The following is a 15,806-nucleotide window of genomic DNA, read 5'->3' on the forward strand; positions in this document are numbered from 1 at the left end:
CAAAGGGCGTTTTACCTATCTCATGATGAAAAAATCTAAGTAGCCTATTTTGATATTAACGATCATAAAGCCCCCTAATTGAAAGCGTTACTGACCTGCCTTCTCCATTTTAACAGGCTGCCTCAGGGGGAGGAACACACCAAACACAGAGCCTTTGGAACTGGTTTCCACCAGCTCTAACCGACCGCCAAAATATTCGATTATTTGACGAGAAATACTCAATACCAATCCTGTTCCGTGCGGTTTATCAGCAAGGCCTTCGCGACTTTGGTGGAACTTCTCAAAGATATGCTCCCGGGCACTCCAAGGCACCCCTCCTCCATTATCTGAGACGGTAATGATCATTTCTTCTGCTTGGCTAGAAACGGATACCTTTACCCACCCTTGTTCGTCACTACAGAACTTAACAGCATTCGACAACAGATTGACGATAACCTGCATGAGACGGTCTCGATCCCCCTTAATCAGGGGTAGGTCAGGGGCGAAATCAACGTCCAAATCAATTTCTCCCTCACTCAAAATAGCAGTCATCGTATCAAGTGAATTTTCAACGACCTGAGGGACATCAAGATCTTCAACCAGCCATTCCATTTGCCCCGCTTCAATCTTGGCGAGGTCCAGCACTTGATTTATCAGACGCGTTAACCTGACACTTTCCTTCACGATAATGCCAAGAAACCTACTCTTTTCTTCCTCATCCAGATCTGGATGATCACTCAGAATTTCGCTAAAGGATCTAATGGAGGTCAAAGGAGTTCGAAGCTCATGACTTATTGTCGACAGAAATTCATCTTTGAGGCGATCTAGCTCCTGTAGCCTTTCATTTGCGGCTCGCAACTGGCTTGTTGTTGTTTCCAATTCCTGGGACTTTTGCTCCAGATTCTGGCTGTATTCGATAACTTGAGAGGTTTCGTCGAGGATTTTCATAACCTCTTCAATTCTGACGACTTCCCCCTTCACAACAGAAGAGATCATTACACGCGCCGAAGCGGCACCAATCGCGCCTGCCAACAACCTCTCTGTGAAGTTAACTAAATCAGCATCTGCGGTAGTAACACGTCGACGCTCCAAACCACGATCTCGGAAATAACCGCTAAAAGCACGATCGGCTCGCGCACGGCCTAAGAAACGCACAAGGAGGTTAAATAACTCTTCTACAGAAGCGGACCCCTGCCAAATTTGTGAACGTGGCCCCTGATCCGCGTATCGATACACATCAACAAACAAAGCTCCCTGAACCCGTTCCAGTGCTGAATGTTTGGTATAGAGGGAAACAAAAATATAGGCCCCAAGGTTAAATGTCGTGGTCCAGAAAAGAGCATGGGTTAAATGATCCAGCCCCTGAAGACCAAACAGCTCATAAGGCCGAAGGAACTCCAGCCCCATCGGTCCGGCTGCAATAAAGGTAATTGGCAGGAGGCCGGATTTCGCAAAAGCGGGCAGAAGCAGTGTATAGGCCCATACAGCAAACCCAAGAGAAAGCCCTGTTAAAGCACCTAGGCGGTTGCCACCCTTCCAGAACATCCCGCCGAGCATTGCAGGTGCAAACTGAAATACTGCTGCGAAGGATATCAAACCAATGGTTACCAGAGCATCACTTTCCCCTAGGAAACGGAAGTAGGCATAACCAAACAACAGGATAAGAATAATACTGCTGCGGCGGACAAATAAGAGAACCCCGGTAAAGTCACTTTTTTCCCTTAAGCCCAACCATTTCCATCGCAGCAACACAGGCATAACCAAGTCATTACTAACCATTGTGCTCAGGGCAATTGTCGCAACAATCACCATCCCTGTCGCAGCAGAAAGGCCGCCAAGGAAAACGAGAAGAGCAAGCAACTCCTGACCGTGTGCCATTGGCAGGGTGAGGATAAAGGTATCAGCATTTACATCCCCACCAGGGAATTGCAGAAGACCACCAAGGGCAATTGGCAGAACAAATATATTAATCGCCAAAAGATAGAGCGGAAAAAGCCAAACCCCCTTACGGAGTTCTGGTTCGTTCACGTTCTCGACAGCGATGACCTGGAATTGCCGCGGCAAACATACCGCTGCAACCATAGACAAGGTCGTCAGGGTAACCCAAGTCGTATAGGCCCCCTCTTTTTGAAAGGTCATGAGCTGTAGCAACTCTGGCTTAAGCGCCGCCTTGGCAAAAAGATCACCAAATCCATCATAGATGCCAAAGGTGACAAAGATACCAACAGCGAGAAATGCAAATAATTTGACGACTGATTCAAAAGCAATTGCCACCACAACACCGTCGTGATGCTCACTATTATCGATATGACGGGTTCCAAAAAGAATGGCAAAAATTGCCAGAACCAAAGCAACCCAAAAGGCTGTATCAGCGACCGTGGCGATGGGGGGAGAATTCAATGGCGCAATAACATCTGGATAGAGCTTCAAAACGTTAAAGCTGGTCGCCACCGCCTTAAGCTGTAGGGAGATATAAGGGACAATCCCAACAACCGCGATAACCGTTACAAGCACACTCAAAGGGGTGCTCTTGCCATATCGAGAAGAGATAAAATCAGCAATAGAGGTTATACGGTGAGCCTTGGTTATCCGGATAATTTTTTTGACAACAAGCCACCACAGGACAAACACCAATGTCGGCCCAATATAAATCGGCAGAAAATCAAGACCACTGGATGCTGCCCGACCCACCGATCCATAGAAAGTCCACGATGTACAGTAGACACCGAGAGACAGCGCATAAACATAGGGGTGTGATGTGATCCCCGCCCCCCTTTCAGCGCGTTTATCAGCGATAAAGGCTACAGCAAACAACAAAAGGAGATAACAAATCGAAGAGAGGATTATGATCCAGTCAACCAGCATCCCGGTCATCCTTCACATTCTTATCCCCATAGGCCTCACTTTGGCGGAGGTTATTTTGGGAGGCTTGATCCGAATCTTTTATGGATGGGTCGCTTGATATTTCATAAGAGGAAGTCGCTATTTTATCCTGCTCATATGGCTCGACACTATCCTTGTCTCGCGAAGCAGACCAACCTACAGCAGCAATTATTCCACCCCAGGCGGTAAATAAATAAGCATAAAGAGGTGGCAGGCCGAAAAACAAATCTTCCTGGTTAAAGATCGATAATATTAGCGGACTGAAAAGAAGTAAGGCCAACAGGAAGAGTGCAATACTCCGTTCCCCTCTATCACCTGAGCGGCTCACAAAACCTCCTTTCAAGGGTTAAACAAGTTCTCTGATTGACTGCACCATAACGAAACTAAGCTGACTTTTCCTCGACGCCCAGTTGCTGGCGAACCAAACGGACGATGTCTTTTGTCGAAAAAGGCTTCGTTACAAAATCATCCGCCCCGAGTTCCATCCCCTTTAACCGATCCACATCACGCCCTTTTGCGGTCAATAAAATGACCCGCATGTCTCGCAACGCCTGATTTGAACGCACTGTTTTCAAAACTTCAAAGCCATCGCGCCTTGGCAACATGATATCAAGCAGCATCAAATCTGGCGGACGACTTTCCACCATCCGCAAGGCCGCATCACCATCGCGCGCAATAAAGACTTCAAAGCCGGCCTTCTTCATCAGAAAGCTCAGTGAGTCGACTATATGAGGCTCGTCCTCGACCACGAGAACCGTATGAGGCATTTTCTGCCCTTCTCTGCTATCCGGTTATCTCTTTATTTCGTATTCCCTGTGGCACATACATTACAATCAGGCTGTCTGCTTTGCCAAGGCGTGATTTCACTCACCAAAACAATTCTACTTCTACGCTCCCAACAGCACACTGTCAGGGTGCGCAAAGTCCAGGCCATCTGCGTAGACCACATGCTTGGCAAAAGACACTTCGCACCCAAGGCTTACAGCAAATGTATTGCCTGCCTGCCCAACCATGGTCCCTGGCTTTGTGACCGTTTTTGAGATTGAAAAATAAACACCCTGATCCTCAGCTCGTAACGAGTGCAGGTTTATCCTTCCTGGCTTTAGAAAGGCATCCTGCACCCCCCAGTCGGGCGAAAGCACTCCATACCTTGGTATCCGAAGGCCGGATGCACTAAATCGTTTAGAAATCTGCCCCGCCAAATCCACACGGATAAAATGGAATGGCACACCTTCCTCTTCCGGCTTTTGCAGTGTCGTCAGCCGGTGACAGACTTGCTCAAAACCAACTCGAAAGCGGCGACGCAGCAGGTCAATATCGTGACGCAACTCCAGGGCGGCCTCTCTAAATTGGGTGTAGGGCATCATCAAAGCCCCCGCAAAATAGCTCCCCAAAGCCTTTAAACATAAAGATCTCGCCTCTTCGCCACTGACATTTACGTCGGAAAGAGTTTTATCAAGCACATCCGCATAGGCGACCTCTGCGATTATACGGGTCATACGGAAATTAAGTGAACTCACCGACAGGGTTTCCATTAATCGAAGCGTGCCACCATCTTCTCCCTCGAGTTCCCACATGCCTCGCTTAAGCGATGATTGAGCAGAGACCGTGACAATCTCGACCTTAATACCAAGCTGTCGATCAAGGTATCCAGCCAGGGCGTCAAACAGCCCATAAGGCTTTGGATCCCCAAGGCGTTCTCGTAATTGATCTGCCGCTTGCTCCAAAATGGGAAAATAATGGTCATTGGCAGAAAGCATATCCACCACTTCATCCGTTGGCGTTTCACTAAGAACTGACGATTGTTTGGACTCACCGTTAATAAAATCAAACAGCTCTCCGACCATCAAAGTTAACTTTTGGCTTTCATCCACAAGTACTGTTGTAAAGCGCTCGCGCTGATGATCGGACAGATCATCATTGTCTTGAAGAATCTCTGCAAATGACCGGATCGATGTTAACTGAGTAAGCAGTTTATGGCTGGTATCGGTAAAATATGGATCCGCGGAAATGACTTCACGTGCCCGCAAAGTATCTTCACGTGCATTTCGAAAAGCTCGATAAAGCCGCAATAAAGCCCGGCTGATTTCGGGATGAACGGCAACAAAATCTCCCAACGCGGAACCATCAGGGCGCGAACGATCAAACAAGGGATCTGAAAAAAGCTCATTGAGAGCGGAAAGTAACCGGGCCTCTTCTCCCCCGGAAAGCTCTCCCTCTTTAATATTAAAAGCGTCTTCCAGCCTCTTTTGCAACTTTCTTGATAAAGGCCGCTGGTTATGCTCTACAAGATTGAGGTAAGCAGCAGAAATACCTAACTGCGTCGCCATTGCGATCTGTGTTAGACCTATCTGGCTTCTCAAATGTCGAATTTTACGACCTGCAAATATCTGACGCGCCATCGAATTTACAACTTTCACAAATCTAAGCGTAATTACTTAAATATATTTACAAAGTTTGCAAAAATTGGCAATGCCTTATTGCCCCCTCACCAAGATCCCCTTAGCTTTCACTTAAGAACGAACAAGACGGTCCCTGTACTTGACATTGTTAGTTTTAGGCTTATCGGCCTTTGTTACTCCCTGTCGGCTGTTAGCCTTTGAAGACGACATACGGCACGACGGGTTTTAAGAATCTTTGGTAACTGTGCACGAGGTAAGTGTGTTTGACCTTAGCAGTACAGACGTACACCAAAGATATAGGTGATCTGATTACCGCCAACTTTGTAGTCAGAGAAGCTCTATCGACCTTACTCAAGCGAGAGAGGATTTAACCTCTCTCGCTTTTTCTTACCCCCACCTCTCAAGCAAATTGTCCCATTGCCATATAAGCCACAATTCCCACTGTTGAGACTGCAAGAAATATATTTACCGCCAATCTCTTTTTCGGACTTTGTATGGCAGAGATAATTTTATCGCCTCCCCAGCACCAAATACAGTTAGTCGGAAATCCGCCCACGATGAAAACCAGGCACATTATGAGCCACTGTTCCCAGGCCGGATTTTCCTGATTGGTAAACTGGGCAAAAACAGTCGTCGCCATCAACCATGCCTTGGGGTTCATAGGGTGAACAATAAGACCGTTCAGATAACCAACACTTTTCACTTTCGCCCCGCCCGATGCCTTACTCATATCTGACATTGCGATTTTCCAGGCAAGATACAGCAGATAACAACTGCTCGCGATTGTAATAATCGGTGCCAAGGCCGGAAAACCATCCAACAAACTCGTAACCCCAAAAGCGGCAACGGCCAGAACCAGAAAGAAACCGCTTTGAACCCCGAAGGTAAAGGGAAGTGCTCCCTTAAATCCAAGTGCCGCCCCTGTTGCCATAAGAATCATATTAGCCGGACCGGGTGTTCCAGACATGACTGCTGCAAACACGATCGCAGGTAAGATATTTTCTGGTGCCATGAGATCGTCTCCTTCATCAAATTCTCTATTAACAATCAGATATCCAAAACTTACCTTGTATTGTTCATTGAACAATTATTATATTGTTCCTATGACAATATTATCTCTGATATCAGAACAAGCACCGATCGAGGGCCAAAAATACGTACAACTTGAAACCCTGTTTCAACAGGCGATTAGTGAGGGCACTTTAGAACCAGGAGAAAAACTCCCCCCCTTACGGATTGCAGCCTGGAATGCGAAGTGCAGTCTTGGAACAATGTCACGGGTTTACACTTCACTGGAGAGAAAAGGCCTTGTCGTTGCGGAGGTTGGGCGCGGCACTTTCGTTCAGGAAAAATCAAAAATTGGCGCTGATATCATACTCCCCAGCCCAAGAACTATTGAAGCGACCTCCAAATCCAACGATGTTGGCTATATAGACTTGGGGATGAACGCTATCGCTAACGACTGGGGGGAAAACCTTATTCGCTGGGCTTTAAAAAGAGCTGCAGAAAAAGCATCTTCTCTAACCCTGATGACCTACAGAGATGGGTTTGGCGACCCCTCACAAAAATTAGCAATGCGACAATTCTTGCCTGCATCTCTTCAGGACATCAGCAACGAACGCATAGTCATTACCCACGGTGCCCAAAACGGAATATTCACAGCCCTTAGCAGGCTCACCTCTCCAGGGGACAACGTCTGTATCGAGCCATTAAGTTATCCCGGAATATCTGCGGCCCTTTCTCAAGCGGGGCTCTCCAGCATTACTGTGAAGACTGACGACCAGGGGATCTGCCCTAAATCGTTTGAGAAGCTCTGTATAGAAGGCCGCATACGTATCTTGGTGACCACCGCAACAGGGCACAATCCGACATGCATCACCACACCATTATCAAGACGAAACGAAATTGGTATTCTTGCCGAAAGGCATAACGTTCTCATTATTGAAGATGATATCTACGGGTATTTATACCCAGAGGCCCCAGCACCTTACGCCTCCCTTTTCCCAAATAATGCTATTTACCTTACAGGTCTGGCAAAAAGAATAACCCCCTCCTTGCGTATCGGAGTTGCCGTAGCACCGCCACATATCACCATGTTATTGGCTCAGGGAATTACGGCTCAGACTTGGATGGTCTCCCCAATACTGGTCACTGCCGCCGTAGAAATTGCGGGTCGAAGAGATGATTTAACCAACATGCCGCAAACAGTTAAAGCACAAGCAGATCAACGCAGTGAGCTCACCAAAACCATGCTGAGAGGGAAAGTTAAAAGCTTGGATATTTGTCGTTCTCATGCATGGATAGAACTGCCAGAAACCATCTCCGCTGAGAACTTTGTTAAAAGGGCCGAGATCTGTGGTGTTCACGTAATGGCGGGGCATCGCTTTGCAAACAATAGCCATTCAGGACATCAGAATATCCGCCTATCTATCATGGCTCCAAAGCAAACCAGTACGCTCGAAACTGCCTTACATAAACTGAAAGCAATTCTATCAACTCCAAATGAAGATGTTTACGAAATGTTCTAAAATCAAATCAAGTTATACTTAGTATTTCATTTAGATTGATAACTTACAAAAAAATCATATTTTCTACTGGAGCTAAGTATTTATTAAAAAATTAGTTCTTAAATATTACTCAAAACTTCAAAACAAATCTATCATTTACCAAAACCATACTTCACTTATACTTAAGGGTTACAAAACCTCTCTTGTTCGTAATTGATAATCATTATCATTTTATCATTTCATATAAATTTTACTTGATAATTCAGAGAAACAATTTACATTATTGGAAAGATTCTAAAGTAGATAATAACAATCATTTCAAGGAAATTTCTTTTCCTTTCTAACATTAATTCAAAGCGAGGACCCCATTATGAAGGGCGATAAAAAAGTCATTGAGCATCTTAATACAGCTTTGACCCACGAGCTTACTGCAATCAATCAATATTACCTGCACTCAAAATTGCTCAAGGATTGGGGAGTAGAAAAACTCGCCAAGTTTGAATACAAAGAATCCATTGAAGAAATGCACCACGCAGACAAACTCATGGACCGTATCCTTCTCCTTGATGGCCTTCCAAATCTTCAAAACCTAAACAAGTTGAAAATTGGGGAAGACGTAGAAGAAATTCTTAAGTGCGACCTCGCTGGTGAACTGGAAGCCGTTGAAGTTTACAAAGCAGGTATTGCACATTGTGAATCTGTCAACGATTACGGCAGCCGCGAACTTCTTAAGCAAATTCTAATCGACGAAGAAGAGCACGTGGATCACATCGAATCACAATTTGAGCTTATCAAACGCGTCGGCATCCAGAACTACGTTCAATCTCAGAGCCAGTCTGACGACGACTAAAATTACAAACGGTTAATTCCATTTCAAAAGGCTGATGCTTCACGTATCAGCCTTTTTTTATGCCCACCATTAACCGGCTCCCCCTCCCTTTGTCGATCAGGCTAGAAACCTTACAGTCAAATTAGGGAAAAATGCATTTTCCCCTAAAAAATGCATTTTCAAAATTGCAACTCATTCTCATTCGTGATAGTTGTTGCGAATAATACTCAACCGCTCTTGCTTTCTGCTTGAGCTTCAAGCTTACCGCCTCGGCTATCCGCTTTTGCGAAATGCCCCGACTGTGAATGGGAAAAAAATGAGCAACGCTCTGAAAAAAGCCGCTCGTGTAGCGAGCACTGTAACTGTCCTCTCTGTAATAGGCGCAGGCACCGCCTTTGCAGGTAATGTTGATGCAAATAGTGTTATCAAAAATTACGCGGACATAGCTCTTGCCGGCTATCAGGATTCACTTACATCTGCAAAAGCTTTGGATAGTGCTATCAATACTCTGATTGCATCCCCATCCGATGCTTCTCTTAACGCCGCACGTGCAGCATGGGTTGCGGCACGTGCTCCTTACCAACAAACCGAAGTTTACCGTTTTGGCAATGCAATTGTCGACGATTGGGAAGGCCGCGTAAATGCCTGGCCTCTCGATGAAGGCCTGATCGATTATGTCGACACATCTTACGGCGACGAATCAGACGAAAATGCTCTTTACACAGTCAACGTTGTTGCCAATGCAAAGCTTTCCGTAAACGGTAAAGCAGTTGATGCAACAGCGATTACACCAACACTGATATCTGAAACTCTTCACGAAGCTGAAGAAGTAGAATCCAATGTTGCAACCGGCTATCACGCGATTGAATTCCTTCTTTGGGGACAAGACCTTAACGGCAATGGTGCAGGAGCAGGTAACCGTCCTGCAACCGACTTTGATGTAAAAAACTGCACCGGTGGAAATTGTGACCGCCGTGCCCAGTACCTCCAGTCTGCATCTACACTTCTGATCTCTGATCTCGAAGAAATGACCGCGAATTGGGAAACCAAAGGCGAAGCAAGAACTGGCCTTCTAAAAGATCCTTCAGCAAGTTTAACAACAATCTTCACCGGTATGGGATCCCTTTCTTATGGTGAACTTGCTGGTGAACGCATGAAGCTTGGCCTGCTTTTGAATGATCCTGAAGAAGAGCACGATTGCTTCTCTGACAATACGCACAATTCTCACTACTTCGATCAAATTGGTATTCGTAATGTATATACCGGCCACTACCGTCGCCTAGATGGTTCTGTAGTAAGCGGCCCATCCATTTCTGATCTCGTAAAAGCTAAGGATGCCGCAGCGGATGCTGAACTCCTTGGCAAATTGGACAGCACAGTGTCTTCCATGGCTGTGATGAAAGCGCGCGCAGAAAGCATTGAAGCTTATGACCAGATGATCGGCGAAGGAAATGTTGTCGGTAATGCAGTCGTACAAGCTGCCATTGATGGCCTCATCAACCAAACGCGTTCTATTGAACGTGCGGTTGTTGCTCTTGGTCTTTCCGAGATTGAAGTTGAAGGCTCAGACAGCCTCGACAGTCCAAATTCAGTCTTCAATTAAGGCACGTAAAAATATGGGTACTGCGACCAAGTGCTCATATTTTTTCATCTAATTGTTGTGATAGTACTGTGGGCAATCCTGTTTTGGATTGCCCATTTCACGTATTTAAAAGAAAAAGTAATTATCAATGCCAGCTTCTATTCATAAACAATTGATCCTCTGCTGCACGGTTTCAATTGCCATCGTTTTTTCAGCTGGTGTCATTGCAAATTCCGCTCCTAGTTATTTACGAAATGACCTCACAAAAACTGACCAAGCCCGTGTATCATCGGTCACAAAACCAACAACAGATTTCACCAAAGCGGAAAATTTCGAACAAAAATCTGCTGGTGCCGCGACCTCTAAAAAGAAACCAAATGATAAAGCCTTCTCACACTCTTCTGGGAATTTGAGCTTTGAAGGAGAGCGTGACTTTAAACTGGGCAATAGCCTGTTTAAAAAAATATGGGTCGCATCCCCCTCCTCAACCAAAGCTTCGGATGGTCTTGGCCCTCTCTACAATGCCAGATCTTGCCAGCGCTGCCACTTAAAAGACGGACGCGGCCATCCACCAGAAAGTAACCAGGACATCGCCACGTCGATGTTCCTCCGCCTTTCGGTTCCTCCAAAAACAGCGGATGAAATAGATGCGATTAAATCAGGAACCCGTCTCCGTATTATTGAACCTACCTATGGTGGGCAGCTCCAGGATCAAGCGGTAACGGGCCTACCTGCCGAAGGCAAAATGCGTATTTCTTATCAAGAAAAAACCATTACTTTAAACGGTGGCGAAACAGCTTCCCTAAGAACACCAAGCTATAGCGTAGAAGAGTTGGCCTATGGAGACCTCGCTCCTGATGTCATGCTCTCCCCACGGGTCGCCCCACCGATGATTGGCCTTGGATTACTGGAAGCAATTCACGAACAGGATATTCTCGCTCTCGCAGATCCAGAAGATCGCGATGAAGACGGTATTTCAGGAAAGCCAAGTCTGATTTTTGACCCGTCAAGCGGACAGAAAGTTCTCGGTCGCTTTGGCTGGAAAGCCTCAAATATTGACGTCCATACGCAATCCGCAAATGCCTTTGCTGGCGACATCGGTCTCTCCACACCAGATGTGCCTAATCCTTGGGGTGATTGCACAGTTAATCAACCAACCTGTCTTTCTCAGCCAGATGGTGACCAAAAGAACCTCGGCGAAGGAGAAGCTCCCCAAAAAGTCCTGGATCTTGTTGTGTTCTACTCAAAGAACCTTGCCGTTCCCGCACGACGTGACGTGAACAATTCAAAAGTGCTTGAAGGTAAAGAGCTGTTTTACAACTCTGGTTGTATTGCCTGCCACCAACCCAAGTACGTTACCCGACGCGATGCAGGGCAAAAAGAACTGTCTTTCCAGCTGATCTGGCCATACAGCGACTTGCTATTACATGATATGGGCGAAGGTTTGTCAGATAATCGTCCTGTAGGGGACGCAACCGGGCGCGAGTGGCGCACAGCCCCGCTTTGGGGCATTGGTTTAACTGAAACCGTGAACGGCCACACTTACTTTCTTCATGACGGCAGAGCCCGTAATTTGTTAGAAGCTATACTTTGGCATGGCGGAGAAGCTCAGGCATCACGTGACACCGTTGTCGATATGACACCCGAAGAGCGCCGCTCTTTACTTAAATTTCTGGAATCTCTTTGATGTTATCGAACCCATTTCAAAATTCCAAAAAAGCACTCCTAATTCTTGTCGGCTTTTGCGTATTGCCCATCAGTGCTATGGCTCAAGATCTCAGCGACGATCAGGAACCAAAGCCTGACTTTGGTCCTATGATAAAACAGGTGATCGAACGTTCTATTCTTCCTGGCTACGAGGCCCTTCGGATAGCGGCCCACACAGAAGAACGATCAATTTCAAATCTTTGTCAAAGTCCCAATCTGAACAACCTGATCCAAGCACGCAAAGGATACAAAAACCTCGTTAGCGCGTGGGCGTCGGTTGAAATATTTCGACTTGGCCCTGCCATAAAAAACAATCGCCAGGAAAAATTATTCTTTTGGCCTGATCGTAAATCAATTGGACTCAAACAAGTTCGAAAATTGATAGACACAGAAAATCAAACCGCACTTTCATACGAAACCCTTCGAACCAAGAGTGTGGCTGTACAGGGCCTTCTTGCCCTTGAATACGTTCTCTTTGGCAAAGGCGCAGATCTCTTGTCCGAGGGGATAGCTCAGAGCTACCGTTGCAAATACGGCGAAACAATTAGCCAGGCTATGGGACGAACTGCTTTGGACATTTCCAAGGATTGGTCCAAACCAAATGGCTATGCCGATCTGATGTACAATCCCGGCTCTGATAACCCTGTTTACAGAACCCAAGAGGAAGTTGTTCAGGATCTGCTTCGGGTCTCAAGTGAAATGATCCAAAGCGTACGTGATCTGAAAATCCACAACTCGATCAAAAGCACCCCTGAGAAATCCAAACCCAAACGAGCGCCACTTTGGCGATCAAACCTAACAATACATGCAATAAAAGAGAATTTGAATTCGGTTGCACAGCTGTTGAATGCGGGTGGCCTTGGATCTTTCACACCTCGATACACCAAATCTTTAGGCTTTGAACTAGAACAAACAAATAAATTTTTAACCCAATTAGAGCAGCGATCAGCGCCATGGGTTGAACTGGTAAAGAACGAGGATGCCCACAAAACGCTGAACTTCCTCCTCATCCCTCTTGAAGGGGCTAAAAACGTAACAACAGACCTTATTCCAGCAGAACTTGGTCTTAGTCTGGGGTTTAATTCGCTCGATGGAGATTAATCGCCGACAATTCATAGCAGGGTTGGCATCATCAGGCATATTCACAAGTGCTCTACTTCCCCTTGCCAAAATCTCGAACGCTTCTCCGGCAACTCAATCCAGCCCCCCTGCTTTTATAGCCGCCCGCAAAGATAAATCGGGGCACTATTCAGCAGCAGTCCTCGATGACCGGGGGTCTATACTCTTCAGTGAAAGGCTTAACGATCGCGGCCATGCAACGACGATTTCTCCCAATAAAAAATTAGCTGTCGTTTTTGCCCGCCGACCTGGGCGTTTTGCTCTGGTCCTTGATTTACTGAACTTAAAAAAACGTACCGCTTTTACACCACCTGAAGGACATCATTTTTTCGGCCACGGTTTTTTCTCGAACGATGGAAAATTACTCTACGCCACCGAAAACGATTATGAAAACGAGCGCGGCATTATTGGCATATACGACGCCGCGGATAACTTTAAACGCGTATCACAGATCGAAACCTACGGCATTGGTCCGCATGAGGCACTACTCATGTCGGATGGAACAACCATAGCTGTTGCCAATGGGGGCATACTGACCCACCCCGATTATCCGAGACAAAAGTTAAACATCTCCACCATGGAACCCTCTATCAGCTACCTGGACGCCAGAGATGGAAAATTACTCTCTCGGGCACGATTACCCCGTGAATTCTACCAACTCTCTTTGCGGCATATGGCAGAATCCGGTGATGGTACCCTATGGATTGGCGGTCAATACGAAGGCAGTCCGACCGACAGCTTAAGCCTGGTTGCGAGCCAACGCCCCGGCAAACAAATTTTACCTATATCGGATCCCAAAACCTATATTGGCATGAACCATTACATTGGCTCTGTTGCGGTGAATGCATCTGGGACACTTGTGGCGACTTCGGCCCCTCGTGGTAATGCAATTGCGTTATGGAACAGTGCTGATGGCACACTTGCTAAAACAATCCAGCGACAGGATGCTGGTGGCGTTGCGGGTTTTGGTGAAAGTTTTGTGATTTCAGATGGAAGCGGAAACCTTTGGCAAGAAGAACGGGCTATACATCAAAATTCAGATTATGCCTGGGATAACCACCTCACAAGCTTATAAGAACATGTTCACCAATCATCCTTCGCCTTCTTATAAGTAAGGTCCCTCCTTTTAGCCATCGTTAATTAACGACCTTCAGGCTATAGTCACCCAATCGTTTTATGATATAAATTCGGGGATAGCAGGGTTAATGTTAATTACAGTTCCAAATCTTATAAACAAAGCTGATCTTACCCAAATCAATGAGTTGCTGGAACAAGGCAGTTTTAAAGACGGAAAATTAACCGCAGGCTGGCATGCAAAACTGGTTAAGAACAACCAACAACTTGCCGGAAATGACAAGGTGGCGCGCCAGGCCATTGCCATACTCAATAAGTCTATACGCCAAAACGGTACTTTTTCGAGAGCCACCCTCCTTCGCAAAATGCGCCCCCCTCTCTTTAGTCGCTACGAACCAGGAATGGAGTACGGTAACCACATTGATGACGCAGTCATGGGGGGTGACCGTGGCTTTCGGACCGATATTTCTTTCACCGTTTTTTTAAACGACCCTCAAAGTTACGAGGGCGGTGAACTCGTTATGAACAGCTCAGTCGGAGAGCAAAAATTTAAACTGGAAGCGGGGTCAGCCATTGTTTATCCCTCCACAACCCTCCACCGAGTTGCCCCGGTTACCAAAGGTGTAAGACAAGTCATTGTCAGCTGGATACAAAGTCTTGTCCGGTCTGCAGAACATCGCGAAATCCTCTTCGATATCGACACAACACGCCGGGCAATATTTAATCGTGAAGGCAAAACGACAGAATTTGATCTTTTGAGCAAAAGCCACGCCAATCTTCTCAGACTTTGGGCGGAACCTTAAAAAAAAAGGCTGCCTAAAAAGGCAGCCAAGTTGTCTTGGGGAATTTAACAAGTAAATTAAACGGTTAGGAGCGAGTGAAGCGTGTCTTTCAGTGCTAAGCGTTCCTTCTTGATCTCAGTGATATGTTCATCACTCAGAGCTTCGATCTCACTTTCATGCCGATGTACCAAACGGTTAATCCGATGATAATCATCTGCCAACTTTGCAAAATGCGCATCAGACTGCTTCTTGATACGAATGCTGTCTTTGAATTCTGGAAATTCTTCCAAAAGTCCATGCGGTGTATGCTGAGACATTCTCACTCCCTCATAACTGTCATCTACAATTATGAGAATAGGAGAAACACAACGGATTCACATTGACTTAGGTCAACAGGGTCTAAAATGAGGATAAGAAAAGCACAGCAATATTCGATTTAAAGATTAACCCGATTTCGACTCAATTCAGAGCAATGCCTCCAAGCAGCATATCAACATCACTGCCATTGCTTGCAAGAGGAAGAACAAGACATTCGACCTCAACGATTCCAGGTTCATCACCAATATAAGGAAGAACGGTCCTTACTGGAGCTTTCTGATCTACCGCTCTACGATAGAGCTCATACACCAAACTTGGAGCAATCTGAGTTGGAATCTCACTTACTTTGAGTCCTGTATATTTCCCCCGAGAAATGGCATCTATTTTTGTTCCAATCAACCGATACTCAAAATCAAGAGGGTCGAAATGGACATCCAGCAGTTCACAATAGGGGAGGATATGGGGAATGTTCAGCGGATCGATATCCTGCCGCCCAGGCAGGCCTCCATAAGGAGACACGCTTTTCCAATAGCGCAGCAACTCCATAAGGTGAGCACTATCAATCTCTAGGTGTTTGTAAGTATCTAACTTCTGCACCCGACCACCTCTCCAACCTTACTAAGA

The 15,806-nt window shown here is 46.1% G+C and carries 14 protein-coding genes; 7 read left to right on the plus strand and 7 right to left on the minus strand.

Annotation, left to right across the window (positions count from 1 at the left end; genetic code table 11):
* Positions 1–87: 87 nt before the first annotated feature.
* From ACOGW3_RS26790 to ACOGW3_RS26810, 5 genes are all read right to left on the minus strand, one after another.
* Positions 88–2,844 (minus strand): ATP-binding protein, encoded by a 2,757-nt coding sequence (locus ACOGW3_RS26790; protein ID WP_419905722.1) that lies wholly within the window; start codon positions 2,842–2,844, stop codon positions 88–90.
* Positions 2,834–3,190: a hypothetical protein gene (locus ACOGW3_RS26795; protein ID WP_419905723.1), complete on the minus strand. Its 357-nt coding sequence runs from the start codon at positions 3,188–3,190 to the stop codon at positions 2,834–2,836. Before ACOGW3_RS26795 ends, ACOGW3_RS26790 begins: the two co-directional genes overlap by 11 nt.
* A gap of 55 nt (positions 3,191–3,245) precedes the next feature.
* Positions 3,246–3,629, minus strand: coding sequence for a response regulator (locus ACOGW3_RS26800; RefSeq protein WP_419905724.1), 384 nt, complete (start codon positions 3,627–3,629; stop codon positions 3,246–3,248).
* Positions 3,630–3,749: 120 nt separating this feature from the next.
* Complete coding sequence (locus ACOGW3_RS26805) at positions 3,750–5,192, minus strand: short-chain fatty acyl-CoA regulator family protein (protein WP_419905725.1); 1,443 nt, start codon at positions 5,190–5,192, stop codon at positions 3,750–3,752.
* A 472-nt stretch (positions 5,193–5,664) separates the two neighbouring features.
* Positions 5,665–6,351, minus strand: a complete 687-nt coding sequence (locus ACOGW3_RS26810; RefSeq protein ID WP_419905726.1) for a LysE family translocator — start codon at positions 6,349–6,351, stop codon at positions 5,665–5,667.
* 16 nt (positions 6,352–6,367) lie between these two features.
* Between ACOGW3_RS26810 and ACOGW3_RS26815 the strand changes: the two genes are divergently transcribed.
* The 7 genes from ACOGW3_RS26815 to ACOGW3_RS26845 all read left to right on the plus strand — a co-directional run bounded on the left by ACOGW3_RS26815 (position 6,368) and on the right by ACOGW3_RS26845 (position 14,885).
* Positions 6,368–7,792 carry a PLP-dependent aminotransferase family protein gene (locus tag ACOGW3_RS26815; RefSeq protein WP_419905727.1) on the plus strand — a complete coding sequence of 475 codons (1,425 nt, stop codon included), beginning with the start codon at positions 6,368–6,370 and terminating at the stop codon, positions 7,790–7,792.
* 349 nt (positions 7,793–8,141) lie between these two features.
* Positions 8,142–8,621, plus strand: coding sequence for a bacterioferritin (bfr, locus tag ACOGW3_RS26820; protein ID WP_419905728.1), 480 nt, complete (start codon positions 8,142–8,144; stop codon positions 8,619–8,621).
* A 295-nt stretch (positions 8,622–8,916) separates the two neighbouring features.
* Complete coding sequence (locus ACOGW3_RS26825) at positions 8,917–10,203, plus strand: imelysin family protein (protein WP_419905729.1); 1,287 nt, start codon at positions 8,917–8,919, stop codon at positions 10,201–10,203.
* A gap of 127 nt (positions 10,204–10,330) precedes the next feature.
* Positions 10,331–11,869: a di-heme oxidoredictase family protein gene (locus ACOGW3_RS26830; protein ID WP_419905730.1), complete on the plus strand. Its 1,539-nt coding sequence runs from the start codon at positions 10,331–10,333 to the stop codon at positions 11,867–11,869.
* Positions 11,869–12,990 carry an imelysin family protein gene (locus ACOGW3_RS26835; RefSeq protein WP_419905731.1) on the plus strand — a complete coding sequence of 374 codons (1,122 nt, stop codon included), beginning with the start codon at positions 11,869–11,871 and terminating at the stop codon, positions 12,988–12,990. The genes ACOGW3_RS26830 and ACOGW3_RS26835 overlap by 1 nt, the downstream gene beginning before the upstream one ends.
* Positions 12,980–14,083: a DUF1513 domain-containing protein gene (locus tag ACOGW3_RS26840; RefSeq protein ID WP_419905732.1), complete on the plus strand. Its 1,104-nt coding sequence runs from the start codon at positions 12,980–12,982 to the stop codon at positions 14,081–14,083. Before ACOGW3_RS26835 ends, ACOGW3_RS26840 begins: the two co-directional genes overlap by 11 nt.
* Positions 14,084–14,213: 130 nt before the next feature.
* A complete protein-coding gene (locus ACOGW3_RS26845) occupies positions 14,214–14,885 on the plus strand; it encodes a Fe2+-dependent dioxygenase (protein ID WP_419905733.1) in 672 nt (223 codons plus the stop codon).
* A 56-nt stretch (positions 14,886–14,941) separates the two neighbouring features.
* Here ACOGW3_RS26845 and ACOGW3_RS26850 read toward each other — a convergent pair whose 3' ends face one another.
* Positions 14,942–15,181, minus strand: a complete 240-nt coding sequence (locus ACOGW3_RS26850) for a YdcH family protein (protein ID WP_419905734.1) — start codon at positions 15,179–15,181, stop codon at positions 14,942–14,944.
* Between the two features lie 142 nt (positions 15,182–15,323).
* Complete coding sequence (locus tag ACOGW3_RS26855) at positions 15,324–15,779, minus strand: PAS domain-containing protein (protein WP_419905735.1); 456 nt, start codon at positions 15,777–15,779, stop codon at positions 15,324–15,326.
* Between the last annotated feature and the right edge of the window lie 27 nt (positions 15,780–15,806).

It is taken from the genome of Kiloniella sp., from assembly GCF_965205715.1.
In the GTDB taxonomy this organism is placed as follows: domain Bacteria; phylum Pseudomonadota; class Alphaproteobacteria; order Kiloniellales; family Kiloniellaceae; genus Kiloniella.

Bases quoted from the DNA above. Each gene is read 5' to 3' on its own strand.
- ACOGW3_RS26850 (WP_419905734.1), bottom strand. From the start codon at position 15,181: ATGTCTCAGCATACACCGCATGGACTTTTGGAAGAATTTCCAGAATTC.
- ACOGW3_RS26815 (WP_419905727.1), top strand. From the start codon at position 6,368: ATGACAATATTATCTCTGATATCAGAACAAGCACCGATCGAGGGCCAA.
- ACOGW3_RS26800 (WP_419905724.1), bottom strand. From the start codon at position 3,629: ATGCCTCATACGGTTCTCGTGGTCGAGGACGAGCCTCATATAGTCGAC.
- ACOGW3_RS26790 (WP_419905722.1), bottom strand. From the start codon at position 2,844: ATGCTGGTTGACTGGATCATAATCCTCTCTTCGATTTGTTATCTCCTT.
- ACOGW3_RS26830 (WP_419905730.1), top strand. From the start codon at position 10,331: ATGCCAGCTTCTATTCATAAACAATTGATCCTCTGCTGCACGGTTTCA.
- ACOGW3_RS26825 (WP_419905729.1), top strand. From the start codon at position 8,917: ATGAGCAACGCTCTGAAAAAAGCCGCTCGTGTAGCGAGCACTGTAACT.
- ACOGW3_RS26840 (WP_419905732.1), top strand. From the start codon at position 12,980: ATGGAGATTAATCGCCGACAATTCATAGCAGGGTTGGCATCATCAGGC.
- ACOGW3_RS26845 (WP_419905733.1), top strand. From the start codon at position 14,214: ATGTTAATTACAGTTCCAAATCTTATAAACAAAGCTGATCTTACCCAA.
- bfr (WP_419905728.1), top strand. From the start codon at position 8,142: ATGAAGGGCGATAAAAAAGTCATTGAGCATCTTAATACAGCTTTGACC.
- ACOGW3_RS26835 (WP_419905731.1), top strand. From the start codon at position 11,869: ATGTTATCGAACCCATTTCAAAATTCCAAAAAAGCACTCCTAATTCTT.
- ACOGW3_RS26805 (WP_419905725.1), bottom strand. From the start codon at position 5,192: ATGGCGACGCAGTTAGGTATTTCTGCTGCTTACCTCAATCTTGTAGAG.